The sequence below is a fragment of the Rhizobium sp. BK313 genome (assembly GCF_014193655.1).
Classification (GTDB): Bacteria; Pseudomonadota; Alphaproteobacteria; order Rhizobiales; family Rhizobiaceae; genus Rhizobium.
The window spans coordinates 92531-112417 of the sequence record NZ_JACHZQ010000003.1; the positions used below are offsets into that span (position 1 = coordinate 92531).

Consider the following 19887-nt stretch of genomic DNA (forward strand, 5'->3'; position numbering starts at 1 on the left):
AAAAAACGGACTGATCAGGCCGATTGCAAGAAGGGCATTGCATATGAGTATAGTTGGGGGTGGCAGGCAGGCGATCGGGGCGCTGCTTCTGTGTCTTTTTGCGTTCGCAACACCGGCTGCGGCTCTCGCGCAAAGTGCGGCGCCGTCAGCGGCCACCGTCGCGCCGCCGCCGGAGAAGGTCCGAGAACTCATTCAGTTGATGAGCGAGCCTGATGTCAAGCAATGGCTTGCGTCGCAGGTCAATTCCACGCCCGCTTCCGCCGGCAGTCCCAGCACGGGTAGCGGCGGCCAGATGTCGGAATTGTCTGATACCCTCGGCCACACCAGACGGCACTTGGAGATAGTATCAGGGGCAGCGATGACATTGCCCTCCGAGGTGATGACAGCCTCCAGGAGACTTGAAAACGAGGGGGAAGCAGCAGGCCGGCTGCGCATCGGTATCCAGGCGCTGGTGCTGTTTTTCTTTGGTCTCGTGGCTGAACTGGTGGTTGCACGCCTGATCAATATCAAACATATGCAGCATACCGAGAGGGCGGATGGCGTCGAGACCGAACTTCAGGCCGCGCGGTTCCAGTTCATGGGCGGCGTCGTGCCCGCCATCGTTCACGGCGCGGCAACGCTGGTTCCGCTTCTTGTCTTCGACTGGCCGCCGATCATCGAAAGTTTTGCGATCGCCTGCGTCATAGCGCTCGTCTCCATAAGGCTGGCGATCTCTCTAGGCAAACTGCTGATGGAGCTGATCGCGATGCGCCGGGCGAGCGACATTCTCGATGAGGACGGTGGCGCTGCGCGCATCGCCGAGCGGCGGCAGGTGGCGAAATACTGGTATCGGCGCGGCGCCCTGTTCGTCATCTACTTCGCTTGCGCTTGGGCGGTGATCCAGGCCATGGAACCGCTCGGCTTTTCCAGCGGCGCCCGCGATCTTGTCGGCTATACGCTCGGCATCGGCCTGTTCCTGATCGCCGTGGAGGCGGTCTGGGCACGCCCCGGCCATCCCGGAGCGCATGGTAGAAAGGTTGTCTCGTGGCTGTTGACGATTTATTTCGCCGCGCTTTGGGCTCTGTGGGTGACCGGCTTAGAGGGCCTGTTGTGGCTGGGTATCTATGTTATTCTGCTGCCGCGCGCACTCTCGGTCTCGTCGCGGGCGGTGGAGGCGCTGCATGATGCCGCCGGCGGTGTTCTCGGTGCCGGCAAGCTCGCGACGGTGCTGCTGGACCGCGGCGTACGCGCGATCATCATCGCGCTTGCCGCCCTCTGGCTCGGCCGGATGCTCGGCGTCGAGGCGGAAATGATGATGAGGCCGCCTGAATCCATGATTGACCGCGTGGTCCGCGGCATTCTCGGCGGTGTCGTCATTCTATTGGCCGCCGATCTGCTCTGGCATCTTTCGAAGACCTACATCAACGCCAAGCTCTTGGCGTCTGTGCCGCTTGACAGCGATAGCGAGGAGATAAAGGCCCGGCGCGCCCGGCTGCACACGCTGCTGCCGATCTTCCGCAATATCCTTGCCGTGATTATCGGCATTATCGCCATCATGATGGTGTTGTCGGGTCTCGGCATCGAGATAGGGCCATTGATCGCCGGCGCCGGCGTGGTCGGCGTCGCCGTCGGTTTCGGCGCGCAGACCATCGTCAAAGACGTCATCAGCGGCATCTTCTATCTCTGGGACGATGCTTTCCGCATCGGCGAATATATCGAAAGCGGCAACCACAAGGGTGTTGTCGAATCCTTCAGTCTGCGCTCGGTGAAGCTGCGCCATCAGCGCGGTCCGCTCGCGACCGTGCCTTTCGGCTCGCTCGGCGCGGTCAACAACATGAACCGCGATTGGGCGATCGACAAGATCATCCTGAAGGTCACCTACGACACCGACCTGGTGAAGACTAAGCGGATCATCAAGGACATCGGCCAGCAGCTGCTCGACAATCCGGAATTGGCGCCCAACATCATCCAGACGCTGAAGATGAAGGGTGTCGAGCAGTTCGGCGATTTCGCGATCGAAATCAGACTGGCGATCACCACCAAGCCCGGCGAACTCTCCGTCATCCGGCGCAACGCCTTGGCGATGATCAAGCAGGCTTTCGATGAAAACGGCATTCGTTTTGCGTTCCCGACGGTGCAGGTCGCCAGCGACAAGGATGCTGCCGCCGCTGCCGCCCGTCAGGTGATCGAGATGCGGGCCGCGAGCGTCGAAGGTGTTGAACAAACTGGGTAGAGACACACATCACCCAGGTGTGAACGCAGCCTGACCTAGGTACAGGTTCGCTCCTGTGGCATATTTGATTCATCAATCCATTTGGAGGTTATGTTATGGACTATCGCTATCTCGGCGGATCGGGTTTTCGCGTGCCCGTTCTCAGCTTCGGCACTGGCACCTTTGGCGGCAAAGGCGAGTTTTTCGGCGCCTGGGGCGCAACCGACGTCAGTGAGGCAAGCCGCCTGATCGATATATGCCTCGATGCCGGTCTCAATTTCTTCGACAGCGCCGATGTTTATTCCGGCGGCGTTGCGGAGCAGGTACTGGGCGAGGCGCTCAAGGGCCGCCGCGACAAGGTGCTGATCTCCACCAAGGCGACCTTCCGTTCCGGCGATGGGCCGAATGATGTCGGTTCCTCGCGCTTCCATCTGATCAAGACCGTGGAAGCCTCACTGCAGCGCCTGCAGACCGACCATATCGATCTCTTCCAATTGCACGGCTTCGATGCCATGACGCCTGTGGAGGAAACGCTGTCGGCGCTCGACGATCTCGTGCGTGCCGGCAAGATCCGTTATGTCGGCTGCTCGAATTTCTCCGGATGGCATCTGATGAAGTCGCTGGCGGCGGCCGATCGCCACAATCTGCCGCGTTACGTGGCGCACCAGGCCTATTATTCGCTTGTCGGCCGCGACTACGAATGGGAGTTGATGCCGCTTGCCGTCGATCAGAAGGTCGGCACCGTCGTCTGGAGCCCGCTCGGCTGGGGCCGTCTGACCGGCAAGATCCGCCGCGGCCAGCCTTTGCCGGAGGTCAGCCGCCTGCACAAGACGGCGGATCGCGGTCCGCAGGTGGACGACGAATATCTCTACAACGTCGTCGATGCGCTCGACGACGTCGCCAAGGAAACCGGCAAGACCATTCCGCAGGTGGCTCTGAACTGGCTGCTGCAGCGGCCGACGGTGTCGAGCATCATCATCGGCGCTCGCGACGAAGGCCAGTTGCGCGACAATCTCGGGGCCATCGGCTGGAACCTGACAGCGGAACAGGTCGCCCGCCTCGACGCCGCCAGCGCCCAGACCCCCGCCTATCCCTATTGGCATCAGCGCGGCTTCGATGAACGCAATCCCTTTCCAGCCGGCTAAGGGAATTCTCTTTTCATGGGCCGGCGCCCCAAAAAGGCGCCGGCTCAGAAGGTTTCCTTGTAGGGGCGCAGGTCGATCTCCTGCGTCCAGGCGGAGGGATGCTGGCGGTGGATATGCCAGTAGGTCTCGGCGATCGCGTCGATGTTGAGCAGCGCGTCGGCCTCCAGGTCCGGCCGCCTCGACCGCAACCTTTCGCCGTCGATGCCGCCATCGATGATAGTGTGTGCGACATGCAGGCCGAGCGGCCCAAATTCCCGCGCCATGCTCTGACTGATCATTCTTAAGCCCGCCTTGGCGGCGGCGAACTGCGCAAATCCGGCCTTGCCGCGCAGGCTCGCCGAGGCGCCGGTAAAGATTACCGTGCCGCGCCCGAGGGGTACGAGATGCCGGGCCGCCTCCCGCCCGACGAGGAAGCCGCCGAAACAGCCGACGCGCCAGAATTCCTCGAACTCGGCAGCGGTGACATCTCGAAAGCCGATGTGACGGTTGATGCCGGCATTGAAGACGATGAAATCGGGCGGGTCGATCTCATCCTGCGGCGCAAAGGCGTGATCGAAAAGCTGCTTCACCGCGGCCTCGTCCGTCGCATCGGTTTCTATCGCTTCCGCACTGCCGGCGGAGGCGGTGATGGTGCCGGCGACCTTGGCTATCTTCTCCAATGTCCGGCCGGCGATGATGACGTGATAGCCCTTGTCGGCCAGCAGCCGGCAGAGGGCTGCGCCGAGACCCTGTTCCGCTCCCACTCCAACGATGATGGCGCTTGGCGTGCTCATTCTGCAGCCTCCCTGGCATCCAGTGTCGGGTAATCTGTATAACCCTCCGTGCCACCGCCGTAAAATGTCGGGCGATTGTAGGGGTTGAGCCTCGCGCCACGGCGAATGCGTTCCGGCAGATCGGGATTGGCGATGAACAGGCGTCCGAAGGCGATGGCGTCGGCATGGCCAGCGGCAAGGGCCGCCTCGGCAGTTTCGGGCTTGAAATTGCCGGCGGCGATCAAGGTTCCGGACCAGGCGGGGCGAAAGAGCTCGGCTGCCGATGGCACGTTCTTGTGGTCGACTTCGGCTTGGCCTGCGCCGCTGGCGCGCGGCTCAATCAGGTGCAGATAGGCAAGATGCAGTCGGTCGAGCTCGCGAATGACATGGCCGTAGAGGCGCAGCGGATCGTCCTCGCCGCTGTCGTTGGCAATGCCGAAGGGAGAGAGGCGGACGCCGACGCGGTCCGAACCCCAGACCGCGGACACCGCCTCGACCACCTCGAGCAGCAGGCGTGTCCGGTTCTCGATCGAGCCGCCATATTGGTCGGTACGCCGGTTCGACCGGGCCTGCAGGAATTGTTCGATCAGATAGCCGTTGGCGGCGTGGATTTCGACGCCGTCGAAACCGGCCTCCTTCGCGTTGGCCGCAGCCTGGCCGTAGACTTCGATCAGCAGGGGCATCAGATCGGTATCAATTGCTTGCGGCGTTTCGAAGGGCGCGCGCTCGAACGACGCCGTGAAAGCATTCCCCGAAGCGGCGATCGCCGAGGGCGCGATCGGCGGGGCGCCACCGGGCTGATGCGATGAATGGGAGATGCGGCCGACATGCCAGAGCTGCAGAAAAATCCGGCCGCGCTTGGCGTGAACCGCTTCGGTGACCGCCTTCCAGCCGGCGATCTGTTCCGGCGTGTGGATGCCCGGCGTTGCCGGCATGCCCTGTCCGCTCGGCGAAATCTGCGAGCCTTCGGAAATGATCAACCCGCCTAGTGACGCGCGTTGGGCATAATAATCGACATTCATTGCGGACGGTATATTGCCCGGCTGGCTTGCCCGCATGCGCGTCAACGGCGCCATGATGACGCGATGCGCCAGTTCGTAAGGACCAAGGGCTAGCGGCGAAAATAAAGTAGCTGTCATAAAATCTCCTGCCTGGAGCGGATTTTGCTCCCCGGGGCGGAAGGGCCGGTCACCGGCGGTTCGGTCTCGGGAGTGTTGAAATATGATGTTCATCATGTATTCCAACAATCGGACGTGCGCAACCAAATCCCGCACAAGCGAGATTTGTATAGTGAGGATTTTCGCGCTGCCCTTGCCGGGAGCACGCGCCGAAGGTGAGGCCTTGAATTCTTGGCGCAATCAATCACCGGGCACGGTAAAGATCATTTCATGCGACACTGCCGCGTCGAACGGCCGCCCGTCCCAGTCTCCAAGCACATTCTCGACCTGCAGGCCGGAAGCGGTAAGGCGCTCTTCGATGGCAGTCCGCGGCAGGAACAGCAGCTCGCTTGCGGACACCAGAACCTTGTCGGGAAAGCTATAGTGGAGCTCAAACGACATGCGATTATTCTCCATGGAGAGAAACCGCCGGGACTCGCGGACGATCATCCCGTCCAAGGGAAGATCGATGTCGTCGACCCACCAATTCCGCCAGTCGATTGTCGGATTGCGGGTTTCGAAAACTATCCTGCCGCCTGGAGCTAGATGTTTTCGCATGGTCGCGAAGGTGGCGAGGATGTCGTCGTCTTCGAGCAGGACCTGAAAGGCGTGGCCAGTCATGACGATGAGATCGAAGCGCTGATCCGAGCGAAAGGCTTGCGCGGAGGATTGGACCCATTCGACCTTTTCGCCATTGGGTTTGCGGCGCGCAACATCCAGCATGGCTTGAGCCGGATCGACCGCGGTAACGGCATGGCCCAAAGCTGCATAGGCATCGGCGAGCAGGCCGGTGCCGCAACCGAGGTCGAGGATACGCTTCGGCGCGGCTGTACTAGGCCCGCCGGCCAGCGCCAGGTAAAAATCCGAGTCGGCCGACCATCCGTTGTCGAGCTCGTAGAGCGCCGAAAGCTCGGGATTTTCGTAATGCAGATCGGGCATGCCGCCGCTCCTCGGCTGCTACGGCGCAATCTTGCGAAGGAAAGCCAGCATCGCGTCGTTGAATTGCGCCGGCCGCTGTAGCGGTGCGAAATGGCTGACGCCGGAAAGCAGGACAAGCTCTGCGCCGGGGATGCTGCGGGCAAGGTGGTCGGCATGGTCGCGCTTGATGAACTCGTCATGCTCGCTGTGCACGATCGCGACCGGTACGTCGATCTCAGCGAGATCGGAGGCGGAATAGTTCGGCTCCGTCCGCTGCATCAGGCCGACCGCCTGAACGAAGGCATCGAACTGATCGGGCGTCGCCGACAGGGCGGCGTAATCCTTCACGTGCCGGGAAAAACAGCGGTCGATGATCGGCGTGGGCACGAATTCTTTCGTGCCGCTGGGGTCCATGTTGCAGGCGAAATAGAAAACACCTGGAATGCGCGCCGGATTGGTCCTGGCGAGGATCAATGCCGTGCACGCGCCGTCGCTCCATCCCACGACGGCAGCTTTTTCGATACGTAGCCTGTCCATCACGGCCAACACGTCTGATGCCATCAGCTCATATTTGTAAGGCCGCGAATCGCGCGTGCTGCGCCCGTGGCCACGGCTGTCGATGACAACAGCCTGGTAGCCGGCACCGATCAAGGCGGGCACCTGATACCCCCAGTTGCCGCTGTTCCCGAGACCGCCATGCAGCAGGATGACCGGCATGCCGGACCCGTAGGCCGCATAGCAGATGCGGGCGCCGTCGTGTTCGACATGACCCTGGATATCCGAGGCCGGCAGTGGTGCCGCGCCATCTGCCGCAAACTTTTCGAGATTGTCGTCTTGGAATTCCATGCTGATCCCCCGCCAAATATCGCCCTTATAGCGCATCGTGCCCCGGACACGAAGGCCGGATGAGGGCATCATTGGCCATGCCGCGCTAGAAGAATGAACGCAGGGCAAGCTCGCCACCGAGTACGATGAGAGATATCAGGAACCATCGGCGAAATGTTGCGGGACTGACCTTTCGCCGGATCGCTTGTCCCAACCACATGCCGAGCAGCGCCGGCACCATGGCGAGAGAGGACATCGCCAGATTGTCGAGTTGGAAAGCGCCGCGCGACGCCAATCCGATCGCAAGAGCGACGGTCGAAACCGTGAAGGAAAGCCCGAGAGCCTGGATCAGATCGTCTTTGCCCAATCCAAGCGCCTGAAGATAGGGAACGGCAGGAATGACGAGAACACCGGTGCCCCCCGTGACGGCGCCGGTCATCAGGCCGATCAGGGCCGACAGCCAGGGCTCCGCACGCTTTGGCACGAACAATTGACGGGCAAACAGGGTGTAGCCGGCATAGATCACCAGGGCCGTACCGAGCGCCAACGTGGTCCAGCGAGTATTGTCGCTCGCCAGAATGGAGGAGGTAGCGACGGTGCTGACCAGGATGCCGAGCAGCATAGGCCACAATCTTTTCGCAAGCGCGACGAAATTTGGTCCGGCCGATAACTGCCAGACGTTGGAGACGAAGGATGGCACGATCAGCAATGCCGCCGCTGCGACCGGAGGCATGATGGCGCCCAACAGCCCCATGGCGACCGTCGGCAAGCCCATGCCGGTTACACCCTTGACGATGCCGGCGAGGAGGAACGTCAAGGCGGTGGCGACGATCGGCCATGGAGAAGGATCGAACATGCCGTTATTTGTGGCAATTCTGCCGGTGCCTCGCAATGCGGATGATCCTAATCCAGCCTTAGGCTGGTCCGAAGGCTGAGCACGTGGTAGCCTTCCCGCCCATGCGCTTCGATCTCACAGACCTCCGCCTGTTCCTGCTCGTGGTCGAGGCGGGCAGCATCACCCATGGAGCAATGCGGGCAAATCTTGCGCTTCCTTCGGCCAGCGAACGGCTGCGCGGAATGGAAGAGGTGAGTGGCGTGCGGCTGCTCGAACGACGCCGCAGAGGGATCGCGCCGACGGCAGCCGGCGATGCTCTTGCGCACCACGCGCGCATCATTCTTCGACAAATCGACCATATGCAGGGCGAGTTGGGCGGCTATGCCAAGGGACTGAAAGGCAATATCCGGCTGCTGGCGAACACGGCCGCCATCACCGAGTTTCTTCCAGAGGCGCTTGCGCTCTATCTCGCCAGCCGTCCCCACATCGACATCGATCTGACTGAACGTCTGAGCACCGAGATCGTGAAGGCGGTGGCGGGCGGTCTGGCGGAGATCGGGATTATCTCTGATGCCGTCGATGCGGGCAATTTGCAGCTTCTGCCCTTCGCTGTCGACCGCCTCGTCGTGGTGATGCCTCCCGATCATCCCCTGGCAGCGGCCAAGGCGCTCGCCTTTGCAGAGATCGTTCGACAGGAGTTCGTTGGATTGACGATCGGGAGCCCCTTACAGGAGCATATCGACGAGCATGCGGCCCGCGCGGGCCATCCTCTGAAATTTCGGGTGCGGATGCGAACATTCGAGGGCATCTGTCGAATGGTGGCCCAGGGCGTTGGAATCGGGATCGTCCCGGAAACCGCCGCGAAAAGATGCCGCCGGTCGATGGCCATCCGGCCGATCCCGCTGGTCGATGACTGGGCGACACGCCATCTCTCGCTCTGCATGCGTGCGATCGAAGAACTGTCTCCATTCGCGCGTGATTTGGTCGAGCATTTGAGCGCTGGGACGAAAGGCAGTCCGGGCTCGTCGCTGAAATCACAAGGCTACTCGGCTGCCGCTGCAACGCGCAAGCCGCCAACGTCGCGCTGAGGGCCTACGTCCCAGGGACAAACTGTAACTATGTCTTCGGGACGGACAAAAGAGTTCATGGCGGACAGGGAGGACGCCGTACCCATCATCTTTCAGCCTTCGTTAACTTCCGTCAGCATGCGAAAGAACCTTTGATTTCCTTGCTTTTCTTGCCTTTCATCATCTTCTAGCTTGCGCCTACATGTGCTATTAACCGGCAATAAAGGTGCAGGAAAAGGTGCAGGGAAATGGCGAGAGAACTTCACAAGCTGACGGATGTCGCGGTCAAGGCTGCAGGGGCGGGCCCGGCACGGTGACGGCGGCGGTCTATGGCTCGAAGTCGCGTCGTCCGGCTCACGGGCATGGCTGTACATGTGGAAAGTCGGAGGACGGCGCAGCGCGATGGGCCTTGGGGGTTACCCGGGAGTATCACTGAAGCGCGCGAGGGAGCTCGCCACTGAGAAACGCAGCGTTTTGGAGCGGGGCGGAAATCCGCTTGCCGAAAGTCGCAAGGCAGCCGAGCCCACCTTCGCCGAGGCCGTCGATCTGTTCATTGTCGACAACGAGCCAGCCTGGCGGAACGCGAAGCATCGCGCGCAGTGGTCGATGACACTGGGTGATGCCTACTGCCGGCACCTTCGCCCGCTATTGGTTTCGGCCATCTCCACCGAGGACGTCTTGCGGGTGCTCAAACCAGTTTGGCAGACGAAGCCCGAAACCGCTTCCCGCCTGCGTGGCCGCATTGAGCGGATACTTGCGTTCTCCAAAGCGAAAGGCTGGCGTTCAGGCGAGAACTCGGCGCAGTGGCGTGGCCACCTCGACGCCATCCTTCCCGCGCGCAGGAAGCTGACGCGTGGTCATCACGCGGCGACGCCCTTTGCCGACGTGCCTGCCCTCGTCGCTCGGCTGCGCTCTGCCGACGCCATGGCGGCGCGAGCGCTTGAGTTCCTGATCCTGACTGCAGGCCGGTCTGGTGAGGTTTTGGGCGCCACATGGGACGAGATCGACCTCGAGCGCGCTATCTGGACCGTTCCTGCCGTCCGCATGAAGGCGGCCCGGGTTCATCAGGTGCCACTGTCCCCGCGTGCCATTGCCATTCTCAAGGGATTGGCTGAGACACGCCGCAACGATTTCGTGTTTCCGGGTGAGCGCAAGGATCGCCCGCTATCGGCCTCATCGATGGAAATGCTGCTGCGTCGCCTGAAGGCTAAGCCGGTGACACCCCATGGTTTCAGATCATCGTTCCGCGACTGGGCCGGCGATCGGACGTCCTTTCCGCGTGAGATCGCCGAGGCGGCGCTTGCCCACACGCTGCAGGGCGTCGAGGCGGCCTATCGGCGCGGCTCAGCCCTCGAGAAGCGTCGCAAACTGATGAGGGCGTGGACGGATTTTCTTGGTGGCGACGCTTCCAAGGTGGTTAGTCTGGCTGTGGCCTAGGGCGGCGCAATGGACGCCAGGGGTCCAACATGAGAGGGTTTTGCGCGCAGGGATAGGAGGCATCCGACAAGCTGGCACTGCACCGCCGGCTTCCCTGCGCCTCCATGGTGCGATGCGAGGTCCAGCGCGATGACCGACGACACCCCCGAAAACCAGCCGCCTGCTAAATTCCACGACAAGGCATTCGCTCACGCCTCCCTTCGGGCCATAGCGAGGGTTTTGGGCCCCGAAGGTGTTTTGGATTTTTTGGTAAAGTGGCTTCGCATTTCCGATGACGGAATGGATCAGGCGCTCGCCGATTTGATGGACCCGAACACGGCCACGGACATTAGCGTCACGGTCACGCTGGGTTGGTCGGATCACGCAAACCCTGCTCGAGATCTCGAGATCGCGGGGCTCGTCGAGTGGCACGTCACCAGAGGCAAAACAAAGCAGCAAGCTGTCGGCATTGCGGCGGATGAATACGGCCTGAAAGACAAAACAGTAAAGGATCTATGGCTGAAGCATCGCAAGAAAATCCGCGATGATGCAGCGCTTCTTGCAGAATTTCTTGAAGACCAACACTGAATTTGGTCCGTATGCCCCGGAGCAGACGGACCTTGTCTTGCTTCGACATTTCCAGCCTCCTCTGCCAGCCTCCTCAGGCCTTTAGGAGGATGCGCTATGAACAACGACGAGCAGGAAGTGGCTCAGCCGCAGCGGCCGAATAAGCGCGGCGCAATGACAATCAAAGGATTCCGCGCCTGGTCGGGCGTCGGACTGTCCAAGGTCTATGAAGAGATCGGTGCCGGGCGGCTGCCGGCGCACAAGCTTGGGCGGAAAACGCTGATATTCGTGGCCGACGCGGAGGAATGGCTGGCCGCGCTGCCAAGCGGCCTGGGGCCGCCGGTTCTAAAAAGGCCGGATGTTAACCCCCAATCCGAGCCGATCGGCCTGGAGCCGCCGGTTCCACGGCTTTCTAAACAAACGGATCCTCATCCCGCTTTCGAGCCGGTGGGGCCATCTGGCATGGGGCCGGCGCCGGTTTCAAATCGTGCTCAGAAACGAACCTTGAGAAGCCAACCGGCTGCTCGCATACGTGCCTGGGATCGGTGAGATGACGGTTGTGGTCGACCCTCGCACTCCCGAAGACCTGCCAGATCAGTGCGGCGCGAACGTGATCGTCGACAACGCTGCCCCACGGAAGACTGTCGCCGACGTGCTTATCGCCAAGGCCTACGAGATCGCCGCCCTGAAGTTCCACAACGAGCAACTCATCGCCACCATCTGCTCGTTGACAGACGAGATTGCAGATCTCAACACCGAGATCGGCAGGCTTACCCGTACCATCCACGATCTTCGCAATCCACCGCCGCCGCCGGAACCGGAGAATGAAAGCTGGCAGCGGCTTTATGCCGATTACAGAAGGTACCGCCGGCAGGTTGGTTATCCGGGCGAAAAGGGGAGTAGAAGGTGATGGACGCGAATTCAAAGCGCTCGAACGCTGCCGCGACCTTTGAAGATATAGACACCGTGAGCCAGAGCGATGTCGCGCAAACGTTCGTCGACCTCTATTTCGGAGCGTTCGCCTTCGATCACACGCGAGGCAAATGGTATCGCTGGACGGGTAAGCTCTGGGAGCTCGACGACACCAAGCTTGCATTACACCGGGCTGTGGGTCTATCGCGGCATTATTCCGCCAACCTCACCGGATCGCAAAGGCGCGATTGCCGCAAATCGGCTTTTGCTCATGGGGTCCTGGCTATCGCCGCCGCGCATCCAGAGCTTGCTGTCACCGCAAGCCGATGGAACCCCAATCCTTTCCTCTTGGGCACACCCGACGGCACGGTCGACCTCAGAACTGGCACCATAATGCCGCCATCGCCGAGCGATTTTATCGCTAGAGCTGTGGCTGTAGTGCCTGCCGAGGTGTCGGATTGCCCGAGATGGCTGGCCTTCCTGTCAGAAGCGTTCGACGGCAACCCCGCCATGATCCGGTTCGTTCAGCAGTGGTGCGGCTACTCGCTCACGGGATCGACGCGCGAGCAAAAGTTTGCCTTCCTCTACGGCCCCGGTGGCAACGGCAAGGGCACCTTGCTTGGTACCATCTCGGCGATCGCGTCGGACTATTTCACGGAAGCGCCGATTGAAACCTTCCTTGCCTCGGCACACGACCGTCACCCCACCGAGCTTGCCATGCTAGAAGGAGCGCGGCTCGTCAGTGCCACGGAAACCGACCAAGGCCGGACATGGAACGAGCAGCGGCTGAAGGCACTGACTGGCGGCGACACTATTAGCGCCCGCTTCATGCGCGGCGATTTTTTCAGCTTTAAGCCACAATTCAGTCTAACCTTCCAGGGCAACCACATGCCGGAACTGAAGGCGGTGGGCGATGCGATGTGCCGCCGCTTGATCCTCGTTCCAATGCTGCACAAGCCGGCCAGGGCGAACCTTTCTCTTGCTGATAACCTGGTGGCGGAGTGGCCCGGCATCCTGCGCTGGATGCTTGACGGATGCCTCGACTGGCAACGAAACGGACTCGTTATTCCCGACGATGTCAACGCCGCGACGAGAGACTATTTTGCAGAACAGGATACGTTTAACGTGTGGGCGGAGGAGCGCTGCGACGTCCAGCCCAACAACCTCTATCTCTACGACACGGCAACTCGGCTTTTTGGATCGTGGCAAGCGTTCATGAAGCGCAACGGGTTAGGTTCCGGTTCACTCAAATCGTTCTCTGAAGAACTTGAAAGGAAAGGTTTTCCGCTGGTTCGCAAGAACAGTGAACGGCGCCGCATAGGCATTCGGCTGAAGGCTCTGGAAGGCGAACGGTATGGTGACGAGTAATGGATTGGTGACGGGTGTGACGGGTTTTCCGCATATGCCTCACGTACGCGCACGCGCGTCATGAGCCGATAGTTAGAAAACCCGTCACCATCCGTCACCCTACGGCATTCTTAGGTTGCAGTTACAAAATCGGCAACGCCGGGGCCGATGATCCGGCAGGAGGAAAGAGCATGCAGGAACGTCTGATCAGCTACATCATCGAGACCTATGGCAAATATGGCAACGCATGGGAATGGCTGTACGCGGCCCGAAAGCTTTTTCCCGGCCTAAGCGCCCCGCAGTTCTCGGAAGCGCTTCGGGAGGCGGGTAGACGGGCAAAGGAACATGCAAGAGAGCTTGAAAGCTTTGAGACCAATAGCAACCGGCCAGTCAGGTGAAGTCGCCAACACATCCACCATTTGGCGGGCTCGCTTCGATAGCGTATCCTTGCCTCATGCCACCGCTGTCGAACCAACGTCACGAAGCTTTCGCACGCCTCATCAGTCGAGGACAACCGGCCTCGACGGCGTATGGCAGCGTTTATCACGTCACCGGAGCGGGCGCGGAGGTCAACGGCTGCAAGCTGCTAAGGAACACTAAGGTGATTGCCCGGGTGAGTGAACTGAAGGGGCAAGCGGCAAGACGGACAGTAAAAACAGTCGAGAGTCTGGTCGAAGACCTCGATGCCGTCATTGTTTTTGCACGGCAATGCAAACAACCGGGCGCCATGGTCAGCGCCATTGCGCAGCAGGCGAAACTCCTCGGCCTCGAGGCTCCGAAGCAGTTGGAGATCCTGCATAGGCCCGCGCTGCTGCCCACCAAAGTCCTTGAGCTGACCGAGCAGGAGTGGGTGGCGCAGTTCGGCGCCGGGCCGGGACCGAGGCCCGCCTTGACCGAAGCGGGCAAGCGGAGGACCGCCGAGAAGCGGCTGAATGGTTGCGCGCGGCCAAAGCCAACCGTCGCATTCGAGCCGGATGACGACGAAGCGACAGCGATACCAACCACGGGAGTGATCGATCTTGATTGATACCGTCGCAACTGCTGCGCATGTCGTCATGCTCGATGCCGATGCCGATAAGGTCACCTGCACCGATATTTTCGGGGCCGGAGACGCAACGCGCTTGCTAATAGCCGCATGGAGGCCTTGGAAATGACGCGCCATAAGAGCGCTACCCCTGCAACCAATCGCGATGGCCTTATTGCCGATCTCAGGATGCTGGCCGAGCTGGCGGAAACAGGTGGCGACAGGGTTTCCGCTGTCCGGGCGCTAAAGCTCGCGTGGCGCATCGAGCATGTCTGCCCCATTAAGCCCGTGCCACTCTCCATCGACCGCGCCATCGCGCTTGTTGAGACGATTGCCCCGATGATACGCCGCGTCGCACCGGGCACGCTTGCGGAATAGCGCAGACGATTGCCGGCCTGCGCTATTCCGCACGGAATTAATCAATGCGGGAAAACGCACCCTACGCTGACAGTCGTCCACCTTTCTTTGGCATCCACCAGATGCTCGGGAATGTGCGCACTTCTCTGCGCCAATGGCGCTCCGCATTTTCCTAAGTTCAGTTTGGGTGTGCCTGGAGTGAACCAGTTGTAGCGCGGTTCCCGTCTAGTTCATTAATGGTCGTTGACAACTTAAAATGAACTGACAGTATGTGAACTATGTTAAGTGAACCGCTGGAGAGTTTTATGCTTGTTCGCGCCTACCTGAGAGCCTCGACGAGGGAACAGGACGCCAGCCGTGCGAAGGCTGACCTGGTGCGCTTCGCAAATGAGCGCGGCCTGAAGATCGCGGCAACCTATGTCGAGAACGAAAGCGGCGCATCCCTGGCGCGGCCTGAGTTGTTCCGTCTGCTTTCCGACTGCCATCCTGGCGATGTGCTGTTGGTGGAACAGGTGGACCGCTTGAGCCGCCTGAACACGGCCGATTGGGAGCGGCTGAAGTCGGAAATTCAGCGGATCGGCGTGAGGGTCGTGGCACTGGATCTGCCGACGAGTTGGAACCAGGTGACGATTTCGGAAGGCGACGACATCCAGCGGCGCATGCTGGATGCGGTGAACGCCATGATGCTCGACATGCTGGCGGCACTGGCTCGCAAGGATTACGAGGACCGCCGTCGCCGGCAGCGTCAGGGGATCGAAAAAGCCAGGGGCCAAGGGCTGTACAAGGGGCGCCCTGAAGACCTGGAGCGCAACACCGCGATCATGCAGATGCTTGCCAAGGGCCAGAGCTGGAACATGATCGTCAAGGCAACAGGATGTTCGCGGGCAACGTTGGCGAAGCTGGCAAGACGGTTGAAGGAAGGCTTGAAAGCAGAGGCTGCGCAGTAGTCGGTGAACGCTAGATGGACGTGGACAGGGCATCTCCCACTCCCGTTACGTCGGCGGGCGGGTATGTAGTCGCAAAAGCGTCCCCGGCAATCCACGTACGGGGCATTTTGAAACAAGTTGACGTCGCAGCAAGCCAGCTCCGCCAGTCGCCCGAGCGTCGGCGGATCATCGCTGTCGATCAGTTCGTCGCGCAACCGCTTTGGGATGTTGGCGATGCGGTCGGCGGCTGGTCGCCGTGGACCAGGTCATTGAACTGGTCATGCGGCACTTTGGCGACGCGCACCGCCTGCAATTGTTGATGCTCTGATAGCCCGGCCTCTTCGGCGGCTTGGCGCTGGCTGAGCTTACCGTGGGCACCCTCGGTATGCGGATATTGCCCTTACCATCCAACTCGCCCGGCGGTTCACCGCAGCGCTGGATGGCGTGCAATTGGATGCGCCTGGCGTTGTGTAAACTTGGTAGAGCTTCCCCACGCTCCGCCGAGAACGCCGGTCAGATCGCCCACGCCTTGGGAAAGGGTGGACGGCCGATCCATCTAGCGTGGGAACGCGCTTCACGGAGTGGAACTGCTCTTTCTCGCATGCTCAGCAGGAAGCAGGACGCCTAGACGACCGCAAAGGAAGGCTAGGGGAGGGTAGCCGCCCATCCCGGCTTCACCGGACGGCCACCCCTACCCCCAAAACAGGGGCCCACGCGCAATGCACTTGTCCGGCATAGATAGCAAAGACCCAAAAGCGGCTTACGCAGCTGAAATAAAAGAGCAATTCCGGGCAAAATTTGAAAGTTCCGGGATTACCAGCAAATGCCTCGAGACGTTGACCCCGCTTGCAGCCTTGTGCTTGAGCCCTCCGGAAAGCGCGGCCAATTGCGCCATTGCCCTCTGGCTGAAGTTATAAATCTCGCCCGTGGAGAATGGCTCGACGATTCCTCGTCAGAGGTCGGACTTCTCGTCGAACGTATCGCGGGACGCGACGATCTCGTCCAGATGATTGCGCGCCCACGAGCTGAGCGGTTCTACGGCCTTCCACAAAGTGCCGCCGAGTTCCGTCAACTCGTACTCCACCCGCGGCGGCGTCGTCGGATAGACCGTTCGGGTCACGAGCCCGTCTCGCTCTAGTCCCCGCAGCGTGAAGGTCAGCATCCTCTGTGAAATACCTCCGACCATACGCTTGATCTCGTTGAAGCGCTTCGGTCCATCGCCGAGCAGGACAACGATCAGCACGGTCCATTTGTCTCCGACAATCGCCAATATGGAGCTAAGCGTGCGGCAGTCCTCGGAAGCGTGATCGGGGATTTGAACAGTCATTTCGGTGTGCCCTGGTAACAGATCTGTGCGTTCTTGCGCACCATAACAACGGTATCCTATTTAGTCCAGGTGACAGTTTGATACCTAGGTGGGCATCAAGCGACCGACCCCGCAGCGGAAGGAATGCTTCGGTGAGGTTGGGTCATTCGAGCGATTTTCTCTGAGGATGCAAAGGAATAGAAACATGACAGTCATTTCGGTTATCATTGGGAGCACTCGTGAAGGGCGATTTTCGGAAAAGCCGGCGAACTGGATTTTCCAGCACCTGAAGAAGCGCCAAGGCGTCGAAGCACGGCTTCTCGATCTGCGCGACTTTCCAATGCCATTCTTTGATCAGCCGCTGACGCCCGCCATGCCGGGCCGCCCGGCTTTCGCGCATCCGATCGTTCAGAAATGGACCGCGGCGATCGCGCAGTCCGACGGTTTCGTCTTCGTCACCCCCGAATACAATTATGGCCCCCCTGCAGTGCTCAAGAACGCCCTCGACTGGGTTTATCCCGAGTGGCATCGCAAAGCGGCTTGCTTTGTGAGCTGGGGGAACGCAGGTGGCGCGCGCGCCGTTCAGCAGCTCCGCGAAAACATCGTTGAGCTCCAACTCACCCCCATCCGCTCGTCGGTCCACATTCCCGTAACCACCCTGATGGCTCACTACACGGGCGGTGACGTCGACGCTGGATTGGCGGAGCTGGACGTACCCGCTGCCGGGCCGATGATCGACGATCTGCTGTGGTGGACCGCAGCCTTGAAGACCGCTCGCACAAGTGCGTTGTGACCAGCCACGGCGCGGAAGGGGCTCCTGCCGCGCTCTTTCAAAGGCCCTAAGTCCCCTGCTCCGGCAAAACCACCCAAGCCGGAAGCGAGCGATCGCGCGACGTATAGTCGCTCACCAGGAGGAAACCATGACCACGACCTCGAGAAGGTGCTTTATACCGGCAAGACCCATACTACCGGTGGCCGTGACGGCGCATCCCGCAGCTCCGACGGCCGCTTGGACATCAAGCCTTCGTCCCCCGGCGCGCCCGGCAATGGCACCAACCCGGAGCAGATGTTTGCCGCTGGCTGGTCGGCCTGTTTCATGGGTGCAATGGGGGTTGCTGCCGCCAGAATGAAGACCAGCCTCCACGCGGATGCATCCAGTGCGGCAGAAGTCGACCTGTGTAGCGCCGGCGGTGAATATTTCCTCAAGGTGAGGCAACCGCCGAGGGCCGGAGTTCAGCTTTAAACTTGCGTTCGAGAACGGGCGCATCAGGAACTAGCCCGACCGCCCGCCAGTCGCCGCCAGAAGGAAGACTTCTGTGGGGAGCACATTGCAGCGGTCACGACTGCGCAAACGCATATGAAGTTAGCCACCCCATGTCGCGAATCGTGGCTTTTACGACCTTTGGGTCTTCCTGCAAGAGGCATATTCTGCAGACCAGGTCACGGAATGCCCTTCTGCTCGCGACCAACACCACATCTCGCGGGACCGTCCGGTGAGCCCATTCCATCTGAAGGAGTTGAAAATGAAGAACTCGAAAACCTTGCTGTTGGACTACCTCGCATCGGTGCGGGATCCTGAACGCGCTGCATCGCTTTTCGCTGAGGACGGGACATTCGAACTGCCGTTCTTGCGTTCTCTCGGCGTCGAACCCCGTTACAATGGTCGGCGCGAGATCGCCGCCCTCGTGCATAAATTACTTGAACTCTACCCGGACTTCGCATTCGCCACCGAGGATACCCGCATCTTGATCGAGACCCCGGAAAAGACTTTCGCCGAGTACGTCGCGCACGGACGCGCCGCTGCGACGGGCCGGACGGCGCACCATCTGTTCACCGGCTACCTGGTGGCAGAGGCTGGGGAAATTAAATTACTGCGTGAGACCTTCAATCCGCTGACTATGGCGCAGGCGCAACTTCCAAACGGAGCGGCGGACGTTGGGCCACCCGGCGACGAATTGCATTCCTTCTGAGTGCAAGAAAGGTGTCAACCCGCTGGCGGAAGCGGCGGAAGCTCCGCGCTACCTCGTTGAAGGCCGACAGCGGGTGCTCACGATCTGACAGGCCCTGGGGGAGGGTGGCGAGTTCGCTGGTATGTCGGCAGAGCGGGCGGCCCGAAACGAACCGTCCTCCATCTATAAGCCGGCATTATGTTCTTGCGTCATTTGTAACGTTCCAAGGACTTCAAATGGAGACCACCTTGCGTCATATCGAATTTGTTGTCTTTCCTGGTTTCCAGCTAATGGGCGCGACGGCCATCACCGTCTTTGAAGTCGCCAATCTGATTCTCGGGGAAGATGCCTATCATGTTCGGCTAGTGTCGGAGCACGGCGGTAAAGTACCGTCGTCGTCGGTTTTTTGCGTCGAAACTGAACCTTTCGGCGATGCGACGTTTGACACGGTCATTTTCGGAGCAGGCATGCAGCCGGAGCCCGCATCGGCTGGGCTGCTTGACTTCGCGCGACGGGCGGCCCGGACATCACGGCGATTGGCAACCACCTGTGTTGGAACCTTCGTTCTGGCGCAGGCAGGAGTGCTCGATGGATGCCGAGCGACAACACACTGGGCTTTTGCGCACGAACTTCAGGACCAGTATCGACGCCTGAAGGTGGAGGAGGACAGTATCTATATCGTCGACGGAACCGTCTGGACGTCGGCGGGCATGACGGCTGGCATCGACATGGCACTCGCCATGGTGGAAGAGGATCACGGCATCGACGTTGCCCGTTCGGTAGCGAGGAATCTTGTGGTCTATCATCGGCGAGCAGGCGGTCAGTCGCAGTTTTCAGTCCTGCTGGAACTGGAACCGAAATCCGACCGCATTCAGAAGGCACTGGACTATGCGAAAAAGAACCTCAGGCGCACTTTATCGGTGGAAGAATTGGCTGATGTAGCTCATCTCAGCCCAAGGCAATTCACGAGGGCATTCCGCGCGGAGACAAGACAATCGCCCGCTAAAGCCGTTGAGCACCTCCGCGTCGAATCCGCTCGATTGATGATGGAGCAGGGTCGGCATTCAATGGACGAAGTCGCCAATGAAACAGGCTTTGCCGATCGGGAGCGTATGCGTCGTGCTTTTCTGCGGACGATGGGACAACCACCACAAACGGTTCGTCGGAATTCCAGGTCGAGGACTTGATTTGGC

21 protein-coding genes and 1 pseudogene are annotated in these 19887 nt (G+C 60.6%); 16 read left to right on the plus strand and 6 right to left on the minus strand.

What is annotated here, in order from left to right; translation table 11 throughout:
- Positions 1-43: 43 nt before the first annotated feature.
- Together FHT86_RS16835 and FHT86_RS16840 are read left to right on the plus strand one after the other, a co-directional pair.
- The gene (locus tag FHT86_RS16835; RefSeq protein ID WP_183868830.1) at positions 44-2212 is read left to right on the plus strand and encodes a mechanosensitive ion channel family protein; all 2169 of its coding nucleotides are present in this window, start codon (positions 44-46) and stop codon (positions 2210-2212) included.
- 95 nt (positions 2213-2307) lie between these two features.
- On the plus strand, positions 2308-3336 hold the full coding sequence (locus FHT86_RS16840; protein ID WP_133707977.1) for an aldo/keto reductase: 1029 nt from the start codon (positions 2308-2310) through the stop codon (positions 3334-3336).
- Positions 3337-3380: 44 nt separating this feature from the next.
- Here the strand turns inward: FHT86_RS16840 and FHT86_RS16845 are convergent, their stop codons facing one another.
- The 5 genes from FHT86_RS16845 to FHT86_RS16865 all read right to left on the minus strand — a co-directional run bounded on the left by FHT86_RS16845 (position 3381) and on the right by FHT86_RS16865 (position 7844).
- Positions 3381-4109 (minus strand): SDR family NAD(P)-dependent oxidoreductase, encoded by a 729-nt coding sequence (locus FHT86_RS16845; protein ID WP_133707978.1) that lies wholly within the window; start codon positions 4107-4109, stop codon positions 3381-3383.
- A complete protein-coding gene (locus tag FHT86_RS16850) occupies positions 4106-5227 on the minus strand; it encodes an alkene reductase (RefSeq protein WP_133707979.1) in 1122 nt (373 codons plus the stop codon). Before FHT86_RS16850 ends, FHT86_RS16845 begins: the two co-directional genes overlap by 4 nt.
- A 219-nt stretch (positions 5228-5446) precedes the next feature.
- Complete coding sequence (locus FHT86_RS16855; protein ID WP_133707980.1) at positions 5447-6184, minus strand: bifunctional 2-polyprenyl-6-hydroxyphenol methylase/3-demethylubiquinol 3-O-methyltransferase UbiG; 738 nt, start codon at positions 6182-6184, stop codon at positions 5447-5449.
- Between the two features lie 18 nt (positions 6185-6202).
- Positions 6203-7009: an alpha/beta fold hydrolase gene (locus FHT86_RS16860; protein WP_133707981.1), complete on the minus strand. Its 807-nt coding sequence runs from the start codon at positions 7007-7009 to the stop codon at positions 6203-6205.
- Between the two features lie 85 nt (positions 7010-7094).
- Positions 7095-7844 (minus strand): sulfite exporter TauE/SafE family protein, encoded by a 750-nt coding sequence (locus FHT86_RS16865; RefSeq protein ID WP_133707982.1) that lies wholly within the window; start codon positions 7842-7844, stop codon positions 7095-7097.
- A 101-nt stretch (positions 7845-7945) separates the two neighbouring features.
- Here FHT86_RS16865 and FHT86_RS16870 point away from each other — a divergent pair, with 101 nt between their 5' ends.
- The 10 genes from FHT86_RS16870 to FHT86_RS16915 all read left to right on the plus strand — a co-directional run bounded on the left by FHT86_RS16870 (position 7946) and on the right by FHT86_RS16915 (position 15460).
- Positions 7946-8911, plus strand: coding sequence for a LysR substrate-binding domain-containing protein (locus FHT86_RS16870; RefSeq protein ID WP_133708620.1), 966 nt, complete (start codon positions 7946-7948; stop codon positions 8909-8911).
- Between the two features lie 255 nt (positions 8912-9166).
- Positions 9167-10327, plus strand: a complete 1161-nt coding sequence (locus FHT86_RS16875) for a site-specific integrase (RefSeq protein ID WP_133707983.1) — start codon at positions 9167-9169, stop codon at positions 10325-10327.
- Between the two features lie 129 nt (positions 10328-10456).
- Positions 10457-10894 (plus strand): hypothetical protein, encoded by a 438-nt coding sequence (locus FHT86_RS16880; protein ID WP_133707984.1) that lies wholly within the window; start codon positions 10457-10459, stop codon positions 10892-10894.
- A 96-nt stretch (positions 10895-10990) separates the two neighbouring features.
- On the plus strand, positions 10991-11422 hold the full coding sequence (locus tag FHT86_RS16885; protein ID WP_183868832.1) for a hypothetical protein: 432 nt from the start codon (positions 10991-10993) through the stop codon (positions 11420-11422).
- Between the two features lies 1 nt (position 11423).
- Positions 11424-11783 carry a hypothetical protein gene (locus FHT86_RS16890; RefSeq protein WP_133707985.1) on the plus strand — a complete coding sequence of 120 codons (360 nt, stop codon included), beginning with the start codon at positions 11424-11426 and terminating at the stop codon, positions 11781-11783.
- Complete coding sequence (locus tag FHT86_RS16895) at positions 11783-13153, plus strand: phage/plasmid primase, P4 family (RefSeq protein WP_133707986.1); 1371 nt, start codon at positions 11783-11785, stop codon at positions 13151-13153. Before FHT86_RS16890 ends, FHT86_RS16895 begins: the two co-directional genes overlap by 1 nt.
- A gap of 170 nt (positions 13154-13323) precedes the next feature.
- Positions 13324-13530 carry a hypothetical protein gene (locus FHT86_RS16900; RefSeq protein ID WP_133707987.1) on the plus strand — a complete coding sequence of 69 codons (207 nt, stop codon included), beginning with the start codon at positions 13324-13326 and terminating at the stop codon, positions 13528-13530.
- Positions 13531-13745: 215 nt separating this feature from the next.
- Positions 13746-14159 (plus strand): Terminase small subunit, encoded by a 414-nt coding sequence (locus FHT86_RS16905; RefSeq protein ID WP_246779568.1) that lies wholly within the window; start codon positions 13746-13748, stop codon positions 14157-14159.
- 123 nt (positions 14160-14282) lie between these two features.
- Positions 14283-14534, plus strand: a complete 252-nt coding sequence (locus FHT86_RS16910; RefSeq protein ID WP_246779569.1) for a hypothetical protein — start codon at positions 14283-14285, stop codon at positions 14532-14534.
- Between the two features lie 284 nt (positions 14535-14818).
- Entirely contained in the window at positions 14819-15460 is a 642-nt protein-coding gene (locus tag FHT86_RS16915) for a recombinase family protein (protein ID WP_133707989.1), read from the plus strand.
- A 931-nt stretch (positions 15461-16391) separates the two neighbouring features.
- Here FHT86_RS16915 and FHT86_RS16920 read toward each other — a convergent pair.
- Positions 16392-16787 carry a winged helix-turn-helix transcriptional regulator gene (locus FHT86_RS16920; RefSeq protein WP_409527606.1) on the minus strand — a complete coding sequence of 132 codons (396 nt, stop codon included), beginning with the start codon at positions 16785-16787 and terminating at the stop codon, positions 16392-16394.
- Positions 16788-16950: 163 nt separating this feature from the next.
- Here FHT86_RS16920 and FHT86_RS16925 point away from each other — a divergent pair, with 163 nt between their 5' ends.
- From FHT86_RS16925 to FHT86_RS16940, 4 genes and pseudogenes are all read left to right on the plus strand, one after another.
- A complete protein-coding gene (locus tag FHT86_RS16925; RefSeq protein WP_133707991.1) occupies positions 16951-17538 on the plus strand; it encodes an NADPH-dependent FMN reductase in 588 nt (195 codons plus the stop codon).
- A gap of 147 nt (positions 17539-17685) precedes the next feature.
- A pseudogene (locus FHT86_RS38105) lies at positions 17686-17958 on the plus strand (OsmC family protein); the annotation flags it as partial.
- Between the two features lie 310 nt (positions 17959-18268).
- Entirely contained in the window at positions 18269-18715 is a 447-nt protein-coding gene (locus FHT86_RS16935) for a nuclear transport factor 2 family protein (RefSeq protein ID WP_133707993.1), read from the plus strand.
- Positions 18716-18942: 227 nt separating this feature from the next.
- Positions 18943-19881, plus strand: coding sequence for a GlxA family transcriptional regulator (locus tag FHT86_RS16940; RefSeq protein ID WP_166656861.1), 939 nt, complete (start codon positions 18943-18945; stop codon positions 19879-19881).
- Positions 19882-19887 lie beyond the last annotated feature (6 nt).